Consider the following 24,189-nt stretch of genomic DNA (forward strand, 5'->3'; position numbering starts at 1 on the left):
CGACGCGGTCAGGCGGCCCTGAACTCGACGATCCCGATGTCCCCCGCCGTGCGCACCGACGACACCCGCAGCCCCGCGTCCGCGCCGAGCGCGGTCAGCGCGGCGACCCCGCGCTCACGGCCGCCGAAGTACACGAGCATGCGCAGGTCCATCGCGGCCACCGTCGACTCGCGGTCGGCGCCCACCTTCTCCACGACGAGCACCCGGCCGTGCTCCCCTGCGGCCTCGGCGCAGCGGCGCAGGACGGACCGTGCCGCGTCGTCGTCCCAGTCGTGCAGGATCGCGCAGAGCAGGTAGCCGCCGGCCCCCTTGGGCAGTGCCTCGAAGAAGCTGCCCCCCAACGCGTCGCCGCGGTCGCCGAGTCCGGCCGCCGCCAGCGTCGCGCGGGCCGCACCGGCCGTGGCGGGCTGGTCCACCACGGTGCCGCGCAGCTCCGGGAAGGCGGTGAGCAGCGCCGCCAGCAGCGTCCCGTTGCCGCCGCCCACGTCGACCAGGTGCCCGAGTGCGCCCCAGTCGTACGCCGGGACCAGCGCGCTCGCCCACTCGGCGACGTCCACCCCCATCGCGCGGTCGTACGAGCGGGTCCGCTCCTCGTCCGCCGCCAGGTCCTCCCAGAACCCGCGGGCGTACTGGCGCGGGAAGGCGGCCGTGCCCGTGCGCACGCTGTGCGGCAGCTGCACGAAGGCCAGTTCGGCCCGGCCCAGGCCGCCCTCGGTGTCCAGCCACTCCCGCAGCCCGCCCGGGTGGTCCGACCTCAGCTCCTCGCCCCGGACCGTCAGCGCGTACCGCCCGCCCCCGTCGCGGGTCACCACCCCGACACCGGTCAGGTGCCGCAGCAGGCGGTCCAGCGCCCCCGACTCCGTCCCGGTCTCCTGCGCCAGCTCGGTGGCCGTACGGGGCCCTTCCGCCAGGTGGTCCGCCACCATGAGCGTGGCCGCCGTGCGCAGCGCCATCGGGGTCACCAGGTCCGCCAACCGCCACAGGGACACGTCCCGTTGCTCCTCGTCCGCCATCAGCAACTCCCTCTCCTCGCGACCGACCGGCCAGCCTCGCCCCGACCCGCGGGCCCCGCAAGCGATTTACCCCGGTCAGGTTGCGCTGCGGGTACGAATCGGTTGCGGCCGGGGCCAACCGCGGCGCCACGGACGGGGGTGGGGCAGCATGACCGGGCATGGAGCGAGACCGGTACGTCGACTTCCTGCGGGCCCTGGCGATCTGCATGGTCGTGCTCGGCCACTGGCTGATCACCGCCCTCGTCCCGGAACCGGGCGGGGGCATCGTGGCGCCCGAGCTCCTGGCGGAGATCCGCTGGACGCAGTGGCTGACCCTGGGCTTCCAGATCATGCCGCTGTTCTTCCTCGCCGGGGGCCACGCGGCGGGCGGCTCCTGGGCCCGCGCCCGGGCGGCGGGTGGCACGGCGGCCCCCTGGGTCGCGCGGCGGGCCCTGCGCCTGCTGCTGCCCGCGGCCGCCTACTGCGGGCTGGTGCTGCTCGCGGTCGCGATCTGCTCGGCGGCCGGCGTGGACCGGCGCACGCTCGAGCTCGCGGGATGGGCGATGGCCATGCAGTTCTGGTTCCTCCCGGTGTACCTGCTGCTCAGCGCCCTCACCCCGGTGCTGCACGCGGCACACCGGCGCTGGGGGCCGCGGGTCCCGGTGGCGATGGGTGCCCTCGCGGTGGCGGCGGGCGCGTCGGTGACGGCGGGCGCCCCGGTTCTCACCGGGCTGGTGGACTACGTCCTGGTCTGGGGCGTCGCGTACCAGCTCGGGTTCTGCTGGCGCGACGGGCAGTTGACGCGCCTGCCCGCCGCCGCGATGGCGGCCGGAGGCGCGCTGGCCTTCACGGCGCTGATCACCCTCGGGCCGTACCCGGTGAGCCTGATCCGGGTCACCGGGGAGACGGTCGGCAACACCGACCCCCCGTCCCCGGCGATGCTGGCCTGGGTGGTGGCCCAGGCCGGCGCGTGCCTGCTGGCCGCGCCGGCCGTCCGGCGGGCGCTGGAGGGCGCACGCATGGGACGGGCCGTCGGGTTCCTGGGCGGCGCGAGCATGACCCTGTACCTGTGGCACATGCTGCCCGTGCTGCTCGCCGCCGTGTTCTACCTGGTCGGTCTCGCCCCCGACGCCGCCTTCGGCAGCGCCGCCTGGTGGGCGCTGCGCGTGCCCTGGATGCTGGTGCTCGCGGTGTTCCTGGCGGGCGTGCTGGTCGCACTGCGGCCGCTGGAGCGTGCGCTCGCCCGCCTGTTCGGCGCCGTCGCCCCGCCGGCCGACGCCCGCTACGACCGCCCCGCCCTGCTGTGGACCGGACTGGCCTGCAGCACGGCCGCCCTCGCCTACTGGTCGGTGCACGGCCTGGCCCCAGCCGGCCGGTTCCCCGCCCTGCCCGCCCTCGCGTTCGCCTTCGGCGCGGCCCTTGTGGCGCTGCCCCACCGCCCGGCGGCACGCCCGACCCGTCAGGGGGAACCGGGGACGCCCGCGGAAGAGGCCGCCTGACGCCGACGTCGTCGCCGGGCGGCGGGTTCGCCGCGTGCGTCGTGGTGGCCTCCCTGCCCGGCGACGGGTCGCGGTCGGTTGGCATGACGCCGTGTCATCTTCGTGGCGGGCCGGGTGTCGTGGCCGCCCCGCCCCGCCCGTCCCGCCCGCATGGACACGGCGCTCGGCGCGTGCGGTGGTCAGGTCCTGCGTTCGGCGAGTTCGGCCAACGCGTCGAAGGTGCGGACGAGGACCGCGCGCCGCCCGGCGCGGTGCTCCGGCGAGGGGGCCAGGTCGTCGATCGCCCCGTCCCAGGCGGCGAGGAAGGCCGCCTTCCACTGCCGGACCGTCGCTGCCGCGGGGAGCACCACGCCCGCCCAGCCCTGGGTGGCGATCAGGTGCAGCAGCTCCACGTTGCAGGGCACGGCCACGCCCCAGTACTCGTCGGGCTCCAGCGCCCCGGGGGCGCCGGCGACGGCGTCCTCGACCTCGCGGACCAGCCGCCCGGTGAGAACGGACAGATGGTCCGCCGCCGTGTCCTCGTCGAAGTTGCCGCTGCCCCAACCGCCCACCGTTCCTCGTTCCTCCGCTCAGGGTTCGATCAGCCCGGCCCGGATCGCGTACCGGGTGAGCTCCAGGCGGTCGCGCAGGGCCAGCTTCTGCAGGATGTTGGCACGGTGGCGCTCGACCGTCTTGGCGCTGATGAAGAGGATGTCCCCGATCTCCTTGGAGGTGTGGCCCTCGGCGACCAGCTTCAGGATCTCCTCCTCCCGGTCGGTGACGGCCCGCGCGGGCAGCGGCTCGCCGTGCCGGGCGCGTTCCAGGAGGTTGCGCACCAGCGCCGTGACCGCGCCCGGGTAGATGAACGGCTCGTCGCGCACGGCGGCGCGGCAGGCCTCCACGAGGTCCGGGTCGGCGACGGACTTCGGGACGTAGCCGCTGGCCCCGGCGCGCAGCGCCTCGAAGAAGAACTGCTCGTTGTCGTGCATCGTCAGCATGAGGATGCGCAGTCCGGGCCGCAGCCGGGACAGTTCACGGGCCGCCTGGAGCCCGGTGAGGCGGGGCATGGCGATGTCGAGGACGGCCAGGTCGAGTTCGTGGGCGCGGGCCTGCTCGATGGCCTCGGCGCCGTCCCCGGCCTCCGCGACGACGGTCAGGTCCGGTTCGTCGTCGAGGATCATCCGCACGCCGCGGCGCACCAGCGCGTGGTCGTCGGCGAGCAGGATCCGGGTCTTCGCCGCGTCGGGCACGGTCAGCGGTCCTCCTCGCGGGCGGGAACGTCGAGCCGCACCTCGGTGCCGCCGTCGGGTCCCGGACGGAGCGTGAGGCGCGCCCCGATGAGCAGGGCGCGTTCGCGCATCCCCCGGATCCCGGCGCCCTCCGGGGCGGCGCCGAGGCCCTTGCCGTCGTCGCGGACGGTCAGGCGCGCACCGGTGGCGGTGCGTTCCAGCAGGAGGTCGACCCGGCCGGCGCCCGCGTGGCGCGCGGTGTTGGTCAGGCCCTCCTGGGCCACCCGGTAGAGGACCAGCTCGGTCTGCTCGTCCAGGGCGGGCAGGTGGGGGTCGATGCGGTGGCGCACGGCCAGTGCGGGGGAGGTGAACTCGGCGGTCAGCGCCCGCAGGGCGCTGGGCAGGCCGAGTTCCTCCAGGACCCCGGGCCGCAGCCGGCGCGCGATGCGGCGGATCTCCTCCAGGCCGGCGCGGGTGGTCTCGCGGACCTGGTGCAACTCCTCGCGCAGCGGCCGGGCGCGAGTTCGGTGACGTGCTTGAGCTGGAGCAGCACCGCGGTGAGCGTCTGCCCGACCTCGTCGTGGAGCTCCTGCGCGATGCGCTGCCGCTCGGCCTCCTGGCCGGAGAGCACGTGGGCGCTGCCGGCGGCCTGTTCGCTCTCCAGCCGGTCGAGCATGGTGTTGAAGGTCGTGATGAGTTCGGCGATCTCGCCGTGCCCGGCGGCGGACGGCCGGCGCCCGGGGCGCAGCAGGTCCGCCGCCGCCATGGCCCGGGTCACCCGGCGCAGCGGCGCCAGCCCGACCCGGAGCAGCACGGCGTTGGCGACCAGCATCGCGACCAGGCCCGCCACGACCACCGCCGCCTCGGCCGGCAGGACGGGGGAGGAGACCGTGACCGGCCCCAGCAGCAGCATCGTCGCCACCATCAGTACGACGGCGTTGAGCAGGAAGATCCGCCAGAACAGCGACACGGCCACGGGCCTCCTCTCAGGGGAAAGCGGGAACCGGGGGACAGCGAGCATGCGGGAAGCGGACGACGGGCGCGCGGGGTCAGTCCCCGGCGACGGGGGACGGGGTGCGCTCCGGCTCGGAGCCGCTCGTAAGGGCCGCCGGGGCGCGGCGCCCGGCCAGTGCCCGGGCCAGCGGCTCGGTGTAGCGGGCCGTCAGGGGGCCGAAGACGACCAGCAGCAGCACATACGCCGTGGCCAGCGGGCCCAGCGCGGGCTCGATGCCGGCCGTGACCCCCAGCCCCGCGATGACGATGGAGAACTCGCCCCGCGCCACGAGCGCGCCGCCCGCCCGCCACCTGCCGCGCACCGCGACCCCGGCGCGGCGCGCCGCCCAGTAACCGGTGGCGATCTTGGTGAGCGCGGTGACGACCGCGAGCGCCAGCGCCGGCAGCAGGACCGGCGGGATGCTGGCCGGGTCGGTGTGCAGACCGAAGAAGACGAAGAACACGGCCGCGAACAGGTCCCGCAGCGGGCTCAGCAACGAATGGGCGCCCTCGGCGACCTCCCCGGACAGCGCGATGCCGACCAGGAACGCGCCCACCGCCGCCGACACCTGCAACTGCTGGGCGATGCCCGCCACCAGCAGCGTCAGGCCCAGCACGACGAGCAGCAGCTTCTCCGGGTCGTCGCTGGAGACGAACCGGGAGATCACGCGCCCGAAGCGGACCGCGACCAGCAGCACCAGGCCCGCGGCACCCAGCGCCACGGCCAGCGTCACGCTGCCCGCCGCCCAGCCGACCCCGGCCAGCAGGGCGGTGAGGATCGGCAGGTACACCGCCATCGCCAGGTCCTCCAGGACCAGGATGCTCAGGATCACCGGCGTCTCGCGGTTGCCGAGCCGCCCGAGGTCGCCCAGCACCTTCGCGATGACCCCGGAGGAGGAGATCCAGGTGACGCCCGCCAGCACCACCGCGGCCACCGGGCCCCAGCCGAGCAGCAGCGCCGCGACCGCGCCGGGCAGGGCGTTGAGCGCGATGTCGACCAGGCCCGACGGGTACTGCGTCCGCAGGTTCCCGATCAGATCGCTCGCGGTGTACTCCAGGCCGAGCATCAACAGCAGCAGGATGACGCCGATCTCGGCGCCGATCGCCACGAACTCCTCGCTGGTGCCCAGCGGCAGGATCCCGCCCTCGCCGAAGGCGAGCCCGGCCAGCAGGTAGAGGGGGATGGGGGAGAAGCGCAACCGCCCGGCGACCCTGCCCAGCAGGCCGAGACCGAGGATGATGGCGCCGAATTCGATGAGGAAGACCGCGGAGTGCAAGGACTCACTCCCGCCCGAGTATCGCGGCGGCGGCCTCGACACCCTCACGGGTGCCGATGACGATCATCGTGTCGCCGCCGGCCAGGCGGAAGTCCGGTGCGGGGGAGGGGATCGCGTCCGCCCTGCGCAGCACGGCGACGATGGAGGCGCCGGTGTCCGTGCGCATCCGCGTCTCGCCGAGCAGGCGGCCGTTCCAGTACGAGGTGACGGGCAGTTCGATGCGCTCGGCGACCAGACCGAGGTCGGTCGTGTGCAGCAGGTTCGGGCTGTGGTGCGTCGGCATCAGCGCGTCGATCAGCGACGTCGCCTCGGGCCCGGTCAGCCGCAGCGACTGCGCGCACGCGTCCGGGTCGTCGGCCCGGTACACGTTCACCGTCCGCGATCCGTCGCGGTGGGCGACCACCGACAGATGACGCCGGTCCCGCGTGGTGAGGTCGTACCGGACACCGATGCCCGGCAATGGTGTCGTGCTCATCCGCGGAGCAGGCACAGCTCGGTTCCCTTCACGGACGGCGTGCCGCCGCCCGGTTACTCGTCCGTTTCGCCCCCCGTGGATCCTCATCCTTTCATCCGGGCGAACCGGGCCGATATGGGTGCTGACACCCATCGCGGGCCCGGTGTGACGGTTCCCACACCCGGAACGGAAAAGGCCGGGAGAACCGGTGCCTTACCTGAGCGCAGCCTTATGTGTTCTTGAAGATCCGCCCCCGACCGGCGAGTTCTCCGCCACGGGCGCCTAGGGTCGCAGTGCCCGGCACACCACGTTCGGACGTGCCCGGTGGAGTTCCCGTCGTCCGGAGGTACCCCGCGCATGAGTTCCCACAGGAAACGACACCGCGCCCGCCGCGCCCCCTCGGCGCGGTCCTGGCCGCTGGCCGCCGCGGTGGCGACGGTCGCCGCGGGCGCCCTGGTCGGGGTCGGTGCGCAGTACGGGAACAACGGCGGCAAGGACGAGGCGTCGCTGGCGGCCGGCGACCGGGAGGCCGACGACCCCCTCGCGTCCGACGCGCGCCCGGAGACCGCGAGCCCGAGCCCGACGACCGCGAGCCCCAGCGCCTCCGCCACCCCGGAGCGGCGCAAGCCGGCCTCGCGGCCCACCCGCACCCCGCGGCCCTCCGCCACCCCGACCCGTACGGTGGCCCCGTCACCGGCCTCGACGACGGTCGCGGCGCAGCCCTCGCGGTCCGACGCCGACGACTCGGTGGTCGAGGAGATCGTCCGGCTGGTCAACGAGGAGCGCGCCTCCTCCGGATGCCGCCCGGTGACGCTGGAGGACCGGCTCACCGAGGCCGCCCAGGACTACACGGACGTGATGGCCCGCTCGGGCGAGCTCTCCCACACCGGGCCCGACGGGTCCACCATGGCCGGGCGCGTCGAGGCGGCCGGGTACCAGTGGTCGGCCCTCGGCGAGAACATAGCCGTGGGCCAGCGGACCGCCGCCGCCGTGATGGACGCCTGGATGCACAGCGAGGGGCACCGGGCGAACATCCTCAACTGCACCTTCGAACAGATCGGAGTCGGCGTGAACACGTCGTCCAACGGTCCCTGGTGGACCCAGGACTTCGGCACGCCCCGCTGAACCGCCGACCGGCCGGTCAGCTGGGGCGGCCGGTCGGCCTCAGGCCGGGTGCGGGTGACGCCTCGCGCGTCGGGCCGCTTTCCTTCCCCCCACAGGCGGCCCGCCGGCGAGCCCGAGCGTCACCCGCACCCTCGTACCGCCCAGCGGGCCCCTGGTGATCTCCATGCCGCCGCCGCAGGCGGCCGCCGCCCGCTGCACGATGTCCAGGCCGAGGCCGGTGGAGCCGCCGACGCTCACCCCGCGGGCCCGGGCGGTGTCCGGGTCGCTGATCCCCGGCCCCGCGTCGTCCACCGTGAGCAGCACCGTCCGGGCGGCGGTCCGCTCCACCGTCACCGACAGCGCGGTGCCCTGCGGGGTGTGCCGGAACACGTTGCCGATCAACGCGTCGACGACCGCCGCGAGGTCGTCCTCGCCGAGCGGGACCGCGGTCGCCTCCGCGGTCGCCTCCAGCCGGCACTCGCGCTCCTGCTGCGCCGCCAGGACGGACCAGAACTCGACCCGGCCGCGCACCACGGCCGACGCGTCGCACTCCTGCGCGCGGCCCGGGCGCTCGGGCGAGGCCGACAGCGGCGTGCGGGCCGCGTCGATGATCGAGTCCAGCTCGCTCTCCAGGTGCGCGATCGCGGCCTCCAGGTCCTCGCCCCGGTAGCCGGGCACCTGCGCGGCGATCCGCTCGGCCTCCAACTGCAACCGGGTCAGCGGGGTCCGCAGGCGGTGCGAGAGGTCGGCGACCAGTTCCCGTTCCGTGGCGAGCAGTTCGACGACCCGGTCGGCCATCGTGTTGAAGGCCACCCCGGCCTCCTGCAGCTCCGGCGGCCCCTTGGGCTCCACCCGGATGCCCAGTTCCCCCGCGCCGAGCGAGCGCGAGGCGCGGGACAGACTCTGGGACGCGCGCACCACGCGCGCGCCCAGCCGGTCGGCGACCAGCACCGACCCCGCCACCAGGCCCAGCGCCAGCAACGCCATCATCGCCCAGGACGCCTTCACCCCCCGGTCCAGGTCGGCCCGGGGGACGAAGGCCTCCACCACCGCCACCCGGTCCCGGGCCAGGATCACCGGCTGGAGGTAGACCCAGCCGGCGGAGGTGTCCGTGGCCACGGTCCGCCGTCCGTCCGCCGCCCGGTCCAGGGCCTCCTGGGAGGCGTGCACCTTCCCGACGACCTGCCCGTCGGGCAGCCGCACGCTCAGGTGGTCCCCCGAGTCCAGCCCGGCCACCGCCTGCTGGACGTCCGCGGGCCGCGTGGTGAGGGCGAGCACCGGCGCCAGCGCCGCGGCCCGCTGCTCGGCGACCGTGGTCGCCCGCGAACGGGCCTCGGACTGCACCAGCAGCGCCAGCGGGATCAGGAAGGACAGCGCCACCATCGACGTCACCGCCAGCGCCACCCCGGCCAGGGCGCGTCTCATCGCGGCGTCACCAGCTTGATGCCGACGCCCCGCACGGTGTGCAGGTAGCGGGGTTGCGAGGCCCGCTCGCCCAGCTTGCGGCGCAGCGCCGACAGATGGACGTCGATCGTCTGGTCCTCCACGTAGGCCTGCTGCCACACGTCCGCCAGGATGCGGCTGCGCGGCACCACGCGGTCCACGTGCTCCGCCAGGTAGGCCAGCAGGTCGAACTCCCGGCGCGTCAGCCGCAGTTCCCGCCCGTCGTGGTACGCCACCCGGGCCGGTACGTCGATCAGCAGACCGCCCACCCGCAGCGCGCCGGCCGCGCCCTCCGGGGCCGGGCCCTGCGGCTGCGCCGGCGCCATCGCCGAACGGCGCAGCACCGCCGTCAGACGGGCCACCAACTGGCCCCCGGAGAACGGCTTCACCAGGTAGTCGTCGGCGCCCGCGTTCAGCAGCCGGATCACCTCGCTGTCGTCGTCGCGCGCGGTCGTGACGAGGACCGGGACCCGTGAGATGCCGCGCAGCATCCGCAGCACGTCCACCCCGTCCAGGTCCGGCAGCCCGAGGTCGAGCACCACGGCGTCCGGGGGGCGCTGCGCGGCCTGCCGCAACGCCTCGAAGCCGTAGGCCGAGCTGTGCACCATGTGGCCGTGCGCGGTCAGCACCTCGACCAGCCGCGCGCGTATCGCGGGGTCGTCCTCGACCAGGAGTACGGATGCCATGTGGAGGGACAGTAGCCGGTCGGGAAAGATGGCGGCGTGCCCCGGTACCTGCGCTACGTCGTCATATGGCTCTCGTGCACCGCGGTCAGCGTGACCGCGGTCATGCTCACGGTGGGCTTCGTGGTGGGCTCGACACGCCCGACGCCGCCCGTCGCGCGGGACATCCCCGAGAGCGCGCTCGCCGGCGGCAGCCCGTCCCCCGCGCGGCCCTCGCCGTCGCGGTCCGCGCCGGTGTCCCCCGCCGCGAAGCGCACCCCCAGCCCCACCGTGCGCCGGCCCACCCGGACCCCGGTGCGGCCGGCCACCACCGCGCCCCCCACCCGCACCGCCCGCCCGTCCGCCACGCCCGTCGACTGCGGGACCGGCGGCGCCGGGGTCCACACCCTCCAGTCCCAGGGCGGCCAGGCCTCGGTGCGCTTCGGCGAGGACGCCGTGTGCCTGGTGTCCGCCGTGCCCGCCAGCGGGTTCACCGTCTCCACCCGGCGTGACGGGGCGCAGCAGCTGACGGTGACCTTCTCCGGCGACCGGCACCGCTCCGAGATCGTCGCCACCACGACCCCGCAGAGCAAGGCGACCATCCGCGAGGTGTCCTGGTGACCGGGCGCGGACGGCGACGGGGTACCGGGCGCCATGCGTTTCGACTTCGATCCCGCCCCAGGCCGAGACGATCCGGGCAAACGCCGGGGCCCTGTTCGTCCGTCGGGAACGCCTCTGCGACCCGGACGTAACGCCGACGACATGTCATGAACCATGAACCTCTGCTGACGCGGATTGCTGGAGCGATAAGGTCATACGTATGCCATCCGAGTCGCAGCCCTCGAACCGTCTGTTCCCGCCACGCCTGCCCGCCGGCCGCTTGGGTGTTGCAGTCGTTGCCGAGCTCGTCGACCTCATCGTGACGGGCCAGTTGAAGGAAGGCGCGTTGCTGCCCCCGGAGGGTCCGCTGAGCGAACACTTCGGCGTGAGTCGCACGGTGCTGCGTGAGTCGGTGAAGCGGCTCGAGGAGAAGGGCCTGGTGATCGTTTCCCAGGGGCGTGGCACCCAGGTGCGGGCGCCGGGGTACTGGAACATGCTCGATCCGGTGGTGCTGTCCGCGTTGATCGACAACGACGCGACGCTCGGCGTCCTCGACGAGCTGACGATCGTGCGGGCGAGCCTCGAGTCGGCGATGGCGGGAGCGGTGGCCACTTCCCGCAGCGCAGATGGGTTGAGGAGGCTGGAGAACGCGTTGACCACGATGCGCGAAAGCGAGTCCGAGACGGACTCCTTCCGTCAGGCGGACGTGGTGTTCCACTACGCGCTCATGGAGATCTCCGGCAACCGCCTGGCGGAGAACATCGCCAAGCATCTGTACAAGCGCGCCACGGAGTCCAGCCGCTACCAGGGCATCGACCCCCCTGACGCGGTCGCACTGACCCTGAAGGAACACGCGGCGATCGTCGACGCCATCTCAAGGAAGGACGTCGCCGCGGCCCAGAAGGCGATGCACGACCACATCCACACCTCGTGGGAGCGTCGTCGGCTGCCCGACCACGCGCCACGGGCGCGCGGCCGGGCGCTCGATCAGAAGAGCGAGTAGACGTCGGCAGCGTTGCCGCCGAACACACGCGCGCGTTCCGCGGCGGAAAGCCCGTCGAGCAGGGCTTCCAGAGCGGACTTCCAGGGCGCCGCACCCCCGCCGAGCTCAGCCAGCGGCCAGTCGGAGCCGTAGAGCAGACGCTCGGGGCCGAAGGATCCCAGGGCGATCGCCACCGGGTCGGCGAGATCGGCCGCACGCCATGATCCGGGGGCGAGTCCCGACGTGAGTCCCGAGACCTTCGCGACGACGTTCGGTTGCCGCGCGAGCTCCCGCAGCCGCGACGCCCACGTGCTCCTGTCCTGCCCGGGCCCGGGCGGACCGCCCAGGTGGTCGAGCACGAAGCGGAGTCCGCCGTGGCGCGCGGCCAGGCGCGTTGCCTGAGGGAGCTGCCACTCACGCACGACGAGGTCGAAGCACAGGCCCTCACGCTCGAGTACCGCGAGGCCCGCGCCGACCTCCTCGCGCAGCATCCACTCCGGGTCCGGGTCGATGTGGGCCAGATGCCGCACCCCGACGACGGGGACGGCGGCGTCCTTGCGGATCCGGTCAAGCTGAGGTCCGACCTCCGCCGCGAGGTCGACCCACGCGACGAGGCCGGCGACGGCGGACGAGTCCAGCCCGGCGAGCCGGATGCTCTCCTCGAGGCTGTTGCTCGACTGCACGACCACGGCACCGTCGAGTCCGGTCGAGGCCAGCATCCCGCTCAGATCCCAGGCGCCGAAGTCGCGGGCGATCGGCGCCATGGTCTCCGCGTCGATCCAGTCCTGCGGGTCCACGGCCCGGTCCCACAGGTGCACATGGGCGTCGATGCCGGCCGTCATGCGAGGTGCCACACTTCCTCGACGGGCTGCCACAGCGCCCCGGGATCACGCTCCTCGGCGATTCTCACCTGGCACGGGTCGGTGTGCGTCCACCATTCCTGCGACACCGGGTCCTCGGCGATCCGACGCATGTCCGCCTCGTGGTCCTCGCCGACGTACTCGTAGTAGGCGAACAGGATGTCGCCGAAGATGAAGATGCTGTAGTTGCGCACGTTGCACTCGGTGAGCTTTCGCTCGACGCCCGGCCACACGGCACGGTGCAGCGCGAGGTACTCCTCGCGCTTCTCGGGCCGCACACCCACGACGAGGGCCCTGCGCTCGGGTCGACGGGTCACGAGGTTCGGCCTCCGCTGGACAACGGGTCGTCCATCACGTCCGGCTCGGCCACCATCCGCAGGGCGGCGCGTTCGGGCCGGATGTGCGGTCCGGTCGCCGCGGGCAGGAGCGGCGCGGCGCCGGCCGGTGACATCCGGGACTCGTCCACCACGATCCCGATGCCCGGGCGATCGCCCAGGACGATGCCTCCGTCGTCGAACTGCTGGTCGACGTCGAGACCGACGGGGAAGTGAAGGTCCTGGACTTCGAAGGTCAGCAGGTTCGGCACGGCGGCGGCGGCGTGCGCCACCGGGTTCGCGTTGTACGCGACGGGGCTCACCGGCAGGTCGTGGGCGTGCGCGAGCGTTGCGACGCGCAGGAAGTGGGTGATCCCCCACACGTTGCCGACCTGCACGATGTCGACCGCGTTGGCGTCCAGCAGGGGACGGTACTGCTCCAGTCCGGTGAGGTTCTCGCCGGTCGCGATCGCCGCGCGCACCTTCCCACGCAGCGTGGCCATGCCGGCCGCATCCCAGCGGCGGAGCGGTTCCTCCACCCAGGTGAGGTCCATGCGCTCCTCGATGGCCGCGACGTACCGGGCCGCCTGGGCGTGGTTCCACGCCTCGTTGGCGTCGAACATGAGCGCCGGCCGGCGGGAGTTGCGGCTGAGGACGTCGCGCATGATCTCCAGCCGGGGCAGGTCGCGGTCGAGGTCGCGGCCGCCCTTGAGCTTGCCGGCCTTGAACCCGCGGTCCGCGAACCGGCCGTAGAGGACGACGAGTTCCTCGTCGGTCAGGCCGTACTCGAGACCGGACGCATAGCCCGGGACGAAGCGCTCGCGGGCGCCGAGGGTCCGCCAGAGCGGCTCGTCGGCGGCCTTGGCCTTGATGTCCCAGAGGGCCATGTCGACCGCCCCGACGGTGCCGAAGGTGGATCCTGAGTGACCGGCCTTGAACACCCAGTCGAGCATGCGGTCGTAGAGCGCCGTGACCGAGCGCGGGTCGTCGCCCTCGATCGCGGGGAAGACACGGGCGATGTCGGCGTGGGCCCCGAGGCCCACTCCCTCGATTCCGCTGTCGGTCTCGATGATGAGGACGGGGACCGGCGTGGTGTGGCCGGACTGGACACCGTTGACGTCCCCGGTGATTCTGCCCCAGTCGTGAACGGTGTTCAGACTGCGGTACCCGGTGATCTTCATCGGCGGTGGTTCTCCTTGCAGGGGCGAGTGGTCATTCCTTGGTTCCTCCAGCTGTCATGCCTGCGACCAGGAATCGCTGGGAGAAGAGGAAGACGACCAGGACGGGCAGGATCGACACGATCGTCCCCAGCGCCAGGGTGGGCAGCTGGACGGAGTCGGATCCCGCGGAGCTGGGATTGAAAGCCGGGGTCGACGCCAGGAGCGAGGTGAGCCCGACCTGGATCGGATAGCCGTCGCTCGAGGGCAGCATCACGAACGGGAGGAAGAAGTTGTTCCAGTTCTGTACGAAGCTGAAGAACGCCACCAGGGCGACGATCGGGGCGGCCAGCGGAAGGGCGACCCGCGAGAAGACCTGGAACCCGTTGCAGCCGTCGATGCGCGCGGCGGCGAGGATGTCACGCGGGATGCTGGTCGAGAAGTAGATGTAGGTGAGATAGACGCCGAACGGGAAGAACGACATCGGAAGGATCACCGACAGCGGGCTCCCGATCAGGCCGACGCTGTTCAGTTCGAGGAAGATGGGCAGCACCAGTGCGGTGTTGGGGATCAGCATGACGACGAGCGTCAGCACCAGCAGCGCCTGCCGGAACCTGAACTCCGTGAGCGCGAGCGCGTAGCCGGCGGGGATGCTCACGAGGACCGTGATCACCAGAGCGCCGATCGCGTACAGCGCGGAGTTCCCGATCCAGGTCGTCACCGCACCGTCCTGGAAGTCGAACAGCTGGTGCCAGTTGGCGACGAGGTCCGACCACGACCCGATCGAGAACGGGTCCGCGACGACGAGCGTCTTCGAGGACTTCGTCACCGCGAGCAGCAGCCAGACGATCGGGACGGCGAAGAACAGGACGAAGACGGCGAGCAGGACGCCTGCGATGGACCGCCCGCTCCACCCGCTGAGGCTCGGCCGGCGGCGTGCGGCGGAGAGTGCTGCCATGGTCATTCCTTCTCGAACAGGCCGCCGCGGGTCACGAACACCCAGGACAGCAGGAGTGCGACGACCAGCAGGATCAGCGAGATCGCGGCCGCGCCGTTGAAGTCGTTCTGCTGGAAGGCGTACTGGTAGGCCAGCTGGTTGAGCGAGTAGTCGTTGGGGACCACCGCGTTGCTGGCCTGGCTGAGCAACTGCGGCTCGACGAACAGCTGGGTGCCGGCCGCGAGCGACATGACGCCCATGTAGGCGACCCACTTGCGCAGCATCGGAAGCTGGATCCGCAGCGCGATCTGGAAGGCGTTCGCACCGTCGATGCGGGCGGCCTCGATCACGTCGGTGCTGATGTTGTTGAGGGCGCCGTACATGATGAGGATCCATCCGCCGGCTCCGGTCCAGAACGCGATGATCGCGAAGATCGCCGGAACGTGGCCGGGCTGGATCACCTGCACGAAGCTCTCGAACCCCATCGCCTTGAGCAGACCGCTGACGGGGCTGGCGGTCGGATCGAGGACGAAGAGCCACAACAGGACGCTGGACGCGCCCGCGAGCGCGCCGGGCAGGTAGTAGACGAAGCGCAGGGTCGTGCTCACCCACCGCACGCCGATGGCGTGGACCACCAGCGCCAGGCCGACGACGAAGACGACCAGCCCAAGGAGCCAGATGACGAGGTAGGTGGTCACGTGGAACACGGCCGGCCAGAACCGGAAGTCGCCGACGACCGTGGTGAAGTTGTCGAAGCCCGCGAATCCGCCGTCGGCGTTCGTGAAGGCCAGGAACAGCGCGTAGAGCGACGGCACGATCCCGAAGACGACGGTGAGCAACGCGTAGGGCGAGACGAAGAGATAGCCGATCGGACTGCGAGCGAAGGCGCGGCCGGCCGCCCGGCCGCCGCCCCGGCCCGGCCGCCGACGCCCCGAGGCGTCGACGGCCGGCTGGCCACTCGGAGGAGCCAGGGTCATATCAGTTCACCTTGTATCCGTTGACCTTGGCCTGGTTCTCGATGGCCGTCTGCCAGTCCGGCAGCAGGTCCACGATCGACTTTCCGCCCGTGACCCCCGGGGTGATCGTCTTCGCCCAGATCGCCTCCTGGCTGAACATGGGGTAGCCCCAGCCGTCCCAGACCTGCGACGCCGCGGTCACCACCGGCTGCAGCGGGGTGGCGTAGTACTTGCTCGCCTCCTGCTTGGCGACCCACTTCTGTGCCGCCGGCGCGTAGGCCGGGTAACCCGGTGCGACATCGACCTGGTACTCGTCGGCGGTGGTGACGAACTGCAGGAACTTCTCGGCGGCCTTGAGGTTCTTCGAATGGCTGGAGACGAACCAGGTTCCGCCACCCACGTTGCCCGTCACCGCCCCGCTCTCGCCCTTCCACGGCAGCGGCGCGGCGACGCCGAGCTGCCCGGCCGGCACGTTGAGCGACTGGGGGTTGTTGAATATCGCGCCGGCATACCAGGCCGGACCCGGCATCATCAGCACCTTGCCCGAGTACTTCTTCAGGAACTCGGGGGTGAACACGCTGACCACCGGCACGGTCCCGTTGTCGCGGAGGGTGTCGAGCAGCGAGGCGGCCCGCTTGCACTCGGTCGAGTCGGTCTTCACCGTGAGGGACTTGGGGCCGGGCACGTCATTGGCCTGGCACTTGCTCCCCCACATGAACACCTCGGGCGTCCAGGCGTCGCCGGCCGTCCCGACGATGTAGCCGGGGTGCTCCTTGGCGACCTTCTCGCCGAGCGCCTGGTACTCCTCCCACGTGGTGGGGACGGCGTAGCCGAACTTGTCGAGCAGGGACTTGTTGTACCAGAGCACCGCCTGGGCGAGGTCGTTGCGCAGGCAGTACACGCGGCCTTCCACCGTGCAGGGGTTGAGCGAGCCTTCGGTGAAGTTGCCGAGCGTGTCCTTCGGGACCAGGCCCTTGTCCAGCACGGCCGCGAAGGCCTGCTTGCCGTTGCTCTTCTGGCTGGCCCATGCCGCGTCGTTGTTCTGGCTGGAGAAGACGACGTCGGGCCAGCCGCTGCCGGCGCGGTCGAAGAGCTGCATCTTCGTCCGGAAGGAGTTGGACCCGTTGGCCGCCCCGTCATAGGTGACGACCTTGATCTTGGTGTCTGGGTTCGCCGTCTGGAACGCCTTCACGGCAGCCTGTCGGTCCGCGTCCACCCAGACGGTGATCGTCGAGGAGGCCTCCTGCTTGGCTTCGGGAAACCCGTACGCCCCGTTCGCCGAGCTGCCTTCACCGCCGCAACCAGCGAGGGTCAGGAGCGCCGTTGCGGCGCACAACACGGCGACGGTCGACGCCTTACGGCGCGAACGCACCACAGAGTGGATTCCGACCATGGGATGTCCTTGTCTTGTCGACTTCGTTGACGACTCCGCGCCTGGACTGTAGGGCATACGTATGATGTTTGTCACGAGCTTGAGGTGCATCGTCTTGAGGGGTGGGCGTCGACGGTTGTCCCGTTCGGCAACTCGGCGGCACCGACGTGTGATTGCGTCGCCCACCGATTCGGGGACGCGGCCGATCACCAGGACCGTGTTCGGGGCGTCCCTCGGACATGACGGAGAGAAGTGGGCCGTGGTCCGGCCGCTGCTGCCCACCCCGACGGGTTGCACGGCCGGGGTGGGCAGCCGGAGGCGTACGGCCACCGGGCGATACCGGACGCGATCGGCCACCTCGTCGACAACGCCATCACGTGCGGGCGGGGCCCCGCGACCTCCGGCCGTGGGACCGGGTCAGTGCATTCTTCCCCCGCCGGCGCGACCTCGGTCCGCCGCAGGGGGTGGCGGTCACCGCCGCGGCCACCGGCGACCGCGCCGCCGCCCAGGTCCTGATCGACGGTCAGGCGGCCGCCGGCGCCTCCAGAGCGCCTCGATGCCGAGCCGGCCGGCCCTGTGGCAACGTTGCTGCCCGCACCGCTTCTCGCGGGAGCGTTGTCACCACCGACGGGCGTGCGAAAGCCTCATCGGCCGAGCCAGCCACCGTCGACCGGCAGGATGGTCCCGGAGACATAGCGCGCGGCGTCCGACGCCAGGAACACAGCGGCGCCCGCGATGTCCTCCGCCGTTCCCCACCGCCCCGCCGGGATCCGCTCCAGGATCGCGCGGGACCGGTCGGGGTCGTCCTGAAGCGCCTGGGTGTTGTCGGTCGCGATGTAGCCCGGGGCGATGCCGTTGACGGTCACACCGCGTCCTGCCCACTCGTTGGAGAGCGCCCGGATCAGGCCCGCCACGCCGGACTTGGCCGCCGCGTAGCCCGGCACGTTGATCCCGCCCTGGAACGAGAGCAGCGAGGCGGTGAAGACGATGCGTCCGTGCCGTGCCTCCAGCATCCGCCGCCCGAGAACCTGGCTGAGCACGAACGTGCTGGTGAGGTCGACTTCGAGCACTTCGTCGAACCATTCCACGGGGTGCTCGGCGGCGGGAGCGCGGCGGATGGTGCCGGCGTTGTTGACCAGGATGTCCACCGGGCGCTCGCCTGCGGCGAGTTCCTCCGCGAACCCGGTCACCTGCCGCCGGTCCGTGAAGTCGACGCGGTGTCCCGAGAACTCACGGCCGAGCCGGCGCACGCGGTCGCCGATCGCCGATGACGCCGGATCGAGGGAGTCGGAGACTCCGACGATGTCGGCACCGGCAGCCGCCAGGGCCTCGGCGACGGCGAACCCGATGCCACGCTTGGCCCCCGTCACGACAGCGAGGCGCCCGGTCAGGTCGAACGGGTTCATGACGCGCTCACCTCGACGAGCAGCTTCATCGCCTGCCCGGCCTCGAGGACACCGAAGGCCGCTTCGACCTCCCTCAGGGGCACGATGCCCGTGATGAGCTTCTCGGCCGGGATGGCGCCCTCGGCCAGGAGCTCGATGGCGCGCTCGAAGTCGTGGCGCTGGTAGACCCGCGCACCGAGCAACCTCAGCTCCCGCCAGAACACGCGGTGCAGGTCGACGGGCCGCGGTTGCGAGTGGATGGCCACCACCACGAGCGTGCCACGGACCTTCGCCAGGCCGGTGGCGCCGAGCACGGCCGCGGCCGAGCCGGAGACTTCGAACACGACGTCCGCTCCGGCGCCGTCCGTCCACTCCTCCACCCAGGCGACCTGGTCGACCGACGAGGGGTCCAGCGTCGTCAGCCCCATCTCCTCGGCGGCTGCCCGCCGGGTCGGGTCGATCTCGGCGATCACGACCTCGGCACCGAACGCGGCAGCGACGATCGCGATCAGGACGCCGATCGGGCCCGCACCGACAACGAACGCCTTGTCGCCCGGGCCGAGTTCCGAACGCCGTACGTCGTGTACCGCCACCGCCACGGGCTCGACGAGCGCGGCGTCCCGCAGCGAGATCCCCGCGGGCAGCCGCACGAGTGTCGACGCCGGTACGTTCCAGTACTCCTGGAGGGCTCCGGGGCTGTCGATGCCGATGAAGTCCAGGTTCTGGCATATGTGCTCGTTCCCCGCACGGCAGGCCGGACAAGTGCCGTCCCAGGCCAGCGGCATGACCGTCACCGCATCACCCACCGACCAGCCCTCCACGCCGGGGCCGAGGGCGACGACCGTGCCCGACATCTCGTGTCCGATCGTCGCCGACTCGCCGACCCGACCGTCCATGTCCCCGTGGAACACGTGGAGGTCCGTGCCGCAGATCCCGACGTAGGCCACGGCGACCCGGACCTCCCCCGCACGCGGCTCAGCAGGTTCCCGCTCCTCGACCGTCATCGTGCGCGCGCCTGTGTAACGTGCCGTCAACATGCCGATCGGTTCCTCCTCGCTCTGTCGCGGGCCGCACCGGCCCACAGCCCGCGCAGCCTAACAGTAAACATCATACGTATGCTGTCGCTGTGACATTCGACCCTGTGACCAGCAAGCCACCGACGCGCGACCGCGCATCCACGGAACGGACGCTGCCGACCCGAGGACTGCGAACCGGGCACCAGCTCACGGAGTTGGGCCTGGGCGCAGCCCAGCTCGGCAACCTCTTCACCCAGACGACCGACGACGAGTCGCAACGCGCCGTCGCAGCCGCGGCCGAGGAAGGGATCCGCTACTTCGACACCGCGCCGCACTACGGCCTCGGGCTGTCCGAACGCCGCCTGGGGGAGGCCCTGCACGCGGCCGCCCGGCCGGGTGTGGTCATCTCCTCGAAGGTCGGGCGCCTGCTTGTGGACAGCCCTGACACGAGTCACCTGCTCGACGACGACGGGTTCGTCGTGCCGGCGACGAAGAAGCGGGTCTGGGACTTCAGCCGCGACGGGATCCTTCGTTCCGTGGAGGAGTCACTGGCGCGGCTCGGGACGGACCGGCTCGACATCGCCTACCTGCACGATCCGGACGACCACTGGGAGCAGGCATCGTCGAGCGGGATCGCCGCCCTGGCCGAGCTCCGGGACCAGGGCGTCGTCGGCGCCATCGGCGCCGGCATGAACCAGGCGGCGATGCCGGCCGAGTTCGTGAGGCGGACCGACGTCGACGTGGTGATGGTCGCCGGGCGGTTCACCCTTCTCGACCAATCGGCGCTGGACGACCTGTTGCCCGTCGCCGTCGCCCGCGGTGTCGGCGTCGTCGCGGCGGCGGTCTACAACTCCGGACTGCTGAGCACCAAGGCCGTGGACGGCTCGGCGCCCTACGACTACGGGGCGGCGCCGCGGGCCGTCGTCGAACGCGCCGCCCGCATCGCCGCCGTCTGCGAGCGGCACGGCGTGGAGCTTCCCGAGGCCGCCGTCCAGTACCCGTTGCGCCATCCCGCGGTCGTCTCGGTGGTGACGGGGATGCGCACTCAGGAACACGTGCGAAGCAATGTCGCGCGGTACCGGGCGGTGATCCCGGAGGCGCTGTGGGAGGAGCTGCACGTCACAGGGCTCGTCCCGGACCCGATGCGGACACGCTAGTCCTCCGGGATTCCAAGTCATACGTCACATGAATCTTGTTGCAAACATCATACGTATGCTAACTCTGTGTCGGGCATCAACGCCCCTATCACAGGAAGCGATCGAACATGACATCGACGTCAGACTCGACACGCTCGGTGAGCAGACGATGGAGGCGCAGGGCAGGCGCCCTCGCGGCGCTCGGCGCCGGCGCCCTCATCGCATCAGCGCTCATTCCCCTCCAAGCGCAAGCCGCGCCCCGGACGGAGTACTTCGCAGCGCCGGACGGCAAGGACGCCGGACACTGCAGCCGGTCGCAGCCGTGCTCGCTGGAGCGGGCGCAGCATGTCGTCGGCCCGGCCACCAAGCACGGTGACGTGACCGTCCAGCTTGCCGACGGCACCTACCGGCTTTCCGAGCCCCTCCGGTTCGGACCCGGCGACGACGGCGGCGACCACACCGTCGAATGGGCCGCCGCCCCGGGCGCCCACCCCGTCATCACAGGCGCCTCGAAGGTCACCGGCTGGTCCAAGTCCGGGGCAGGGTCGGGCATCTGGGAGGCGGACACCCCCAGCGGCCTGGACACCCGCCAGCTCTACGTGAACGGCGTGATCGCCCCTCGCGCCGCCATCCGTCTGGCCAACGCGGACGTCACTCCCACCGCGACCGGTCTCACCATCAAGAACCCGGCCCTGAGCTACCTCGCCACGCTCCCCGACCAGGGGCGCATCGAGTTCGAGTCCCTCGGCGACTTCACGAACCGCTACTCGCCGGTCAAGAGCATCAGTGCCACCGAGATCACGATGGCCCAGCCGGCGTGGGACAACAACACCTGGGGCTGGGACACCGTCCAGAACTCGTTCCTGGCCGGTCCGAGCTGGTACCTCGACAACTCGCTGAGCTTCCTGACCCAGGTCGGCCAGTGGTACATAGATCCGAGTGCCGGGAAGCTCTACTACAAGCCGGCGGACGGGGTCGACCCCAGCCGGCTCGACATCGAGCTGCCCCGCATGGAGTCGCTGGTCAGCATCGGCGGGACGTACGACAAGCCGGTGACCGGACTTGCCTTCAAGGGCATCCAGTTTTCCGGAACCTCCTGGCTCGGCCCCTCGACCGACGGGTACGCGGACCAGCAGAACGGCCTCTTCATCAAGGGCGCCTACGACTACCGCCCCGCCGACGCCTTCACCAGCTGCTCGCGCGGCTGCGAGATGTTCGAACGGGCGCGCACCAGCTGGTACCAGGAGCCCGCCGCGGTGCAGGTCTCCGCCGCCAGCCGCATCTCGTTCACCGGCAACACGTTCACCAACCTCGGCCAGTCGGCGCTGGGCATCGGGAACGACGCCAACGCCACGGTGACCGGTGTCGGGCTGGGCGCCGGCGACATCGAGGTGGTCGGCAACCGGTTCACGGAGAACAGCGGCCACGGCGTCGCGGTCGGCGGCGTGCTGCCCGACGCGCACCACCCGAGCGACCCGAGGATGACCAACCACGACATCCTGATATCCGACAACACGATCAATCGCGTGGCGGTCGACTACAAGGACAACAGCGGCATCCTCAGCACCTACGTCACGGGCGCCCGCATCCTGCACAACGAGGTCTCCAACGTCCCCTACGACGGCATCGACACGGGCTACGGCTGGGGCATCAACGACGCCGGGGGCTCGAACGACTACGTCGACCGCGGCTACTACAAGTGGAACACGCAGTACACGACGCCGACGACGCTCAAGGACAACCGCGTCGAGGGCAACCTCGTGCACAACACCAAGGCGCGCTTCGCCGACGGCGGATCGGTCTACAACCTCTCCGCCAGCCCGGGAAGCGTGGTCGCCAGGAACTACCTGTTCAACATCTCGGGAGTCGGCCTCTACCTCGACGAGGGCTCGCGCTCGATGACCTACGAGAACAACGTGGTCCAGGGCGGTTCCTTCCTCTTCACCAACGCGTACAGCCTCCGCAACAACACCAGCGACAACGTCATCCAGAACAACTGGTACAACTCGGGTGGTGCCTCGACGCCGAACGCAGGGGCGCACAACAACCAGCTGATCAACAACGTGAAGGTCACCGGTGCCAACTGGCCCGCGGGCGCACGGGACGTGATCTGCCAGGCGGGTGTCGCGCCGCAGTACCGGACGTCCCTCAACGCGAACCAGTTCGGCTTCAGCGGGTGCGCGGCCGATGCACCGGTCGCACCGGGCCTGCGCACGTCCGGAGGTTCGGCCGTCAGCTCGTACTTCGGCCAGCGCGGCGGCGGATTCGGGATCGCGGCGGCCGGCGCCGACGTGTGGGGCGCCGGCGGTCAGCACGACGACCAGTTCGGCTCGGTCTACCGGTCCGGCTCGATCAACGCCGACTCGAGCGTGTCCACCCGGGTCGTGTCGGTCAACGACGCCAACGCCTGGGCCAAGTCCGGGGTCATGGTCCGCAACGACATGACCAAGGCAGGGAGTTCGCCCGGGTACGCCGTCGTCGCGGTCACCGCCCGCAACGGCGTCGTGTTCGAGTGGGACGCCAACGGCGACGGGTACCTGGACACCGACGCCCGCGCCGGCGTCGACATCTACCGCCCCATCTGGGTGAAGCTCACCCGGTCGGGCACCTCGTTCAGTGCCTCGTACTCCTACGACGGCGCCAACTACGTCCCGATCGGTCAGCCCGTGACGTTGGCCTCCGCGGCGGCGCAGCAGGACGCGGGCATCTTCTCCACGTCCCACGACGTCACGCAGTCAGCGATCAACCAGTTCGACTCCGGCTCCTTCACGGCCGCAACGATGCCGTAGGTGCCGCTCACGGTGGGTCGACGACAGGCGCGGTGAGGTGTTCCGGAGCCCGTCGGCGGGCGCGCACGAGTGGGCCAGAGCACCGAACGTGAACTGTCGTCGGCCATCCGGCCGTGCGGGGCGGGCGTCCGCTCGCCCCGCACGGCCTTCTGGCCCGGTGCGGTGGGCCGCATCGTCCGGTCGTCGGGGGAGGTGCGCGGCCGACTCCACGTCGAGGTTCAGGGTGATGCGGCCGCTGCGCGCCTGCGGCGGAATGGGCATTTCGTACCGTTCGTGCGACGGGGACTCGTGCCGGCCGGTACCAGACACCTTCGTGGCGGCCTCGCGTCGGGCCGGGGTGGAGGCGCCGGTTACGTTCCGCACCCGCCGAGGGGGATACTGGCGGCCATGCGTATCGACTTCGATCCCGAGGCCATGGGCCGGACCCCGTTCTACAAGCTCCTGACCTCGGTGGTCGTCCCGCGCCCCATCGCCTGGGTCTCGACGCTCAGCGAGGCGGGGACGGCCAACCTCGCCCCGCACTCCTTCTTCACCGTCGCCTGCGTCAGCCCGCCGGTCGTGCAGTTCACCTCGGTGGGGCGGAAGGACTCGCTGCGCAACATCGAGGAGACCCGGCAGTTCGTGGTCAACCTCGCGCCCGAGCACCTCTTCGAGCAGATCAACGCCACCGGCACCGACTTCCCCCGCGGCGTCAGCGAGTTCGACGCGGTCGGCATCGCCCGTGAGCCCAGCCGCGCGGTCAAGCCGCCGCGCGTCGCGGCCTCGCCCGTCGCCCTGGAGTGCGAACTGCACAGCACGGTCACCCTCGGCGACTCGACCGTGGTCTTCGGCCGCGTCGTCCACGCCGCCGTCTCCGAGGCCGTGATGTTCGAGGGCCACCCCGACGTGCGCAAGCTCCGTCCGCTGGCCCGCCTCGGCAAGGACGAATGGGGCACGACCGGCGAGGTCCTGGAGATCTCCCGCATCCGCTACGCCGACTGGCCGGGCGTCACCCAGGGCTGAGCGTCGTCCCGCCGTACGTCCGGCCCGGACCGGTCGTCCGGTCCGCGCCGT

The 24,189-nt window shown here is 71.6% G+C and carries 22 protein-coding genes and 1 pseudogene; 7 read left to right on the forward strand and 16 right to left on the reverse strand.

Features of this window, described 5'->3' with window-relative positions; translation table 11 throughout:
* Positions 1-8: 8 nt before the first annotated feature.
* On the reverse strand, positions 9-1,013 hold the full coding sequence (locus ABZ312_RS06740) for a methyltransferase (RefSeq protein ID WP_500436672.1): 1,005 nt from the start codon (positions 1,011-1,013) through the stop codon (positions 9-11).
* A gap of 158 nt (positions 1,014-1,171) precedes the next feature.
* Between ABZ312_RS06740 and ABZ312_RS06745 the strand changes: the two genes are divergently transcribed.
* Positions 1,172-2,491, forward strand: a complete 1,320-nt coding sequence (locus ABZ312_RS06745) for an acyltransferase family protein (RefSeq protein ID WP_500325036.1) — start codon at positions 1,172-1,174, stop codon at positions 2,489-2,491.
* A 179-nt stretch (positions 2,492-2,670) separates the two neighbouring features.
* Here ABZ312_RS06745 and ABZ312_RS06750 read toward each other — a convergent pair whose 3' ends face one another.
* From ABZ312_RS06750 to ABZ312_RS06770, 5 genes and pseudogenes are all read right to left on the reverse strand, one after another.
* Positions 2,671-3,042, reverse strand: a complete 372-nt coding sequence (locus tag ABZ312_RS06750) for a DUF4259 domain-containing protein (protein ID WP_500325034.1) — start codon at positions 3,040-3,042, stop codon at positions 2,671-2,673.
* A gap of 18 nt (positions 3,043-3,060) precedes the next feature.
* A complete protein-coding gene (locus ABZ312_RS06755) occupies positions 3,061-3,720 on the reverse strand; it encodes a response regulator (RefSeq protein ID WP_500436673.1) in 660 nt (219 codons plus the stop codon).
* A 2-nt stretch (positions 3,721-3,722) separates the two neighbouring features.
* A pseudogene (locus tag ABZ312_RS06760) lies at positions 3,723-4,669 on the reverse strand (HAMP domain-containing sensor histidine kinase).
* Positions 4,670-4,748: 79 nt separating this feature from the next.
* Positions 4,749-5,969 (reverse strand): cation:proton antiporter, encoded by a 1,221-nt coding sequence (locus ABZ312_RS06765; RefSeq protein ID WP_500325031.1) that lies wholly within the window; start codon positions 5,967-5,969, stop codon positions 4,749-4,751.
* Between the two features lie 4 nt (positions 5,970-5,973).
* Positions 5,974-6,444 carry a cation:proton antiporter regulatory subunit gene (locus tag ABZ312_RS06770; RefSeq protein ID WP_500325029.1) on the reverse strand — a complete coding sequence of 157 codons (471 nt, stop codon included), beginning with the start codon at positions 6,442-6,444 and terminating at the stop codon, positions 5,974-5,976.
* Positions 6,445-6,780: 336 nt separating this feature from the next.
* On the opposite strand from ABZ312_RS06770, the gene ABZ312_RS06775 reads away from it, so the two are divergent.
* A complete protein-coding gene (locus ABZ312_RS06775; RefSeq protein WP_500325027.1) occupies positions 6,781-7,548 on the forward strand; it encodes a CAP domain-containing protein in 768 nt (255 codons plus the stop codon).
* Positions 7,549-7,587: 39 nt separating this feature from the next.
* On the opposite strand, the gene ABZ312_RS06780 is transcribed toward ABZ312_RS06775, so the two are convergent.
* Complete coding sequence (locus ABZ312_RS06780) at positions 7,588-8,952, reverse strand: sensor histidine kinase (protein ID WP_500358792.1); 1,365 nt, start codon at positions 8,950-8,952, stop codon at positions 7,588-7,590.
* A complete protein-coding gene (locus tag ABZ312_RS06785; protein WP_500325023.1) occupies positions 8,949-9,656 on the reverse strand; it encodes a response regulator transcription factor in 708 nt (235 codons plus the stop codon). Before ABZ312_RS06785 ends, ABZ312_RS06780 begins: the two co-directional genes overlap by 4 nt.
* 36 nt (positions 9,657-9,692) lie before the next feature.
* On the opposite strand from ABZ312_RS06785, the gene ABZ312_RS06790 reads away from it, so the two are divergent.
* The gene (locus tag ABZ312_RS06790) at positions 9,693-10,253 is read left to right on the forward strand and encodes a hypothetical protein (protein ID WP_500325021.1); all 561 of its coding nucleotides are present in this window, start codon (positions 9,693-9,695) and stop codon (positions 10,251-10,253) included.
* A gap of 199 nt (positions 10,254-10,452) precedes the next feature.
* On the forward strand, positions 10,453-11,235 hold the full coding sequence (locus tag ABZ312_RS06795) for a FadR/GntR family transcriptional regulator (protein ID WP_500325020.1): 783 nt from the start codon (positions 10,453-10,455) through the stop codon (positions 11,233-11,235).
* Here the strand turns inward: ABZ312_RS06795 and ABZ312_RS06800 are convergent.
* The 8 genes from ABZ312_RS06800 to ABZ312_RS06835 all read right to left on the reverse strand — a co-directional run bounded on the left by ABZ312_RS06800 (position 11,220) and on the right by ABZ312_RS06835 (position 19,232).
* Positions 11,220-12,056, reverse strand: coding sequence for an amidohydrolase family protein (locus ABZ312_RS06800; protein WP_500358797.1), 837 nt, complete (start codon positions 12,054-12,056; stop codon positions 11,220-11,222). The two genes, ABZ312_RS06795 and ABZ312_RS06800, sit on opposite strands and share 16 nt — an antisense overlap.
* A complete protein-coding gene (locus ABZ312_RS06805) occupies positions 12,053-12,391 on the reverse strand; it encodes an L-rhamnose mutarotase (RefSeq protein ID WP_391579169.1) in 339 nt (112 codons plus the stop codon). The genes ABZ312_RS06800 and ABZ312_RS06805 overlap by 4 nt, the downstream gene beginning before the upstream one ends.
* On the reverse strand, positions 12,388-13,569 hold the full coding sequence (locus ABZ312_RS06810; RefSeq protein WP_500436674.1) for a mandelate racemase/muconate lactonizing enzyme family protein: 1,182 nt from the start codon (positions 13,567-13,569) through the stop codon (positions 12,388-12,390). Before ABZ312_RS06810 ends, ABZ312_RS06805 begins: the two co-directional genes overlap by 4 nt.
* A gap of 31 nt (positions 13,570-13,600) precedes the next feature.
* Positions 13,601-14,503, reverse strand: coding sequence for a carbohydrate ABC transporter permease (locus tag ABZ312_RS06815; RefSeq protein ID WP_500436675.1), 903 nt, complete (start codon positions 14,501-14,503; stop codon positions 13,601-13,603).
* 2 nt (positions 14,504-14,505) lie between these two features.
* Positions 14,506-15,459, reverse strand: a complete 954-nt coding sequence (locus tag ABZ312_RS06820; protein ID WP_500436676.1) for a carbohydrate ABC transporter permease — start codon at positions 15,457-15,459, stop codon at positions 14,506-14,508.
* Between the two features lies 1 nt (position 15,460).
* On the reverse strand, positions 15,461-16,831 hold the full coding sequence (locus ABZ312_RS06825; RefSeq protein WP_500325010.1) for an ABC transporter substrate-binding protein: 1,371 nt from the start codon (positions 16,829-16,831) through the stop codon (positions 15,461-15,463).
* Between the two features lie 623 nt (positions 16,832-17,454).
* Entirely contained in the window at positions 17,455-18,216 is a 762-nt protein-coding gene (locus ABZ312_RS06830) for an SDR family oxidoreductase (protein ID WP_500436677.1), read from the reverse strand.
* Positions 18,213-19,232, reverse strand: a complete 1,020-nt coding sequence (locus ABZ312_RS06835; protein ID WP_500325006.1) for a zinc-dependent alcohol dehydrogenase — start codon at positions 19,230-19,232, stop codon at positions 18,213-18,215. Before ABZ312_RS06835 ends, ABZ312_RS06830 begins: the two co-directional genes overlap by 4 nt.
* A 152-nt stretch (positions 19,233-19,384) precedes the next feature.
* On the opposite strand from ABZ312_RS06835, the gene ABZ312_RS06840 reads away from it, so the two are divergent.
* The 3 genes from ABZ312_RS06840 to ABZ312_RS06850 all read left to right on the forward strand — a co-directional run bounded on the left by ABZ312_RS06840 (position 19,385) and on the right by ABZ312_RS06850 (position 24,138).
* The gene (locus ABZ312_RS06840; RefSeq protein WP_500436705.1) at positions 19,385-20,368 is read left to right on the forward strand and encodes an aldo/keto reductase; all 984 of its coding nucleotides are present in this window, start codon (positions 19,385-19,387) and stop codon (positions 20,366-20,368) included.
* A gap of 356 nt (positions 20,369-20,724) precedes the next feature.
* Positions 20,725-23,136 (forward strand): right-handed parallel beta-helix repeat-containing protein, encoded by a 2,412-nt coding sequence (locus ABZ312_RS06845; protein WP_500436678.1) that lies wholly within the window; start codon positions 20,725-20,727, stop codon positions 23,134-23,136.
* A 387-nt stretch (positions 23,137-23,523) separates the two neighbouring features.
* Entirely contained in the window at positions 23,524-24,138 is a 615-nt protein-coding gene (locus tag ABZ312_RS06850) for a flavin reductase family protein (protein ID WP_499510447.1), read from the forward strand.
* Positions 24,139-24,189 lie beyond the last annotated feature (51 nt).

This window comes from Streptomyces sp. NPDC006207 (assembly GCF_040613835.1).
Classification (GTDB): domain Bacteria; phylum Actinomycetota; class Actinomycetes; order Streptomycetales; family Streptomycetaceae; genus Actinacidiphila.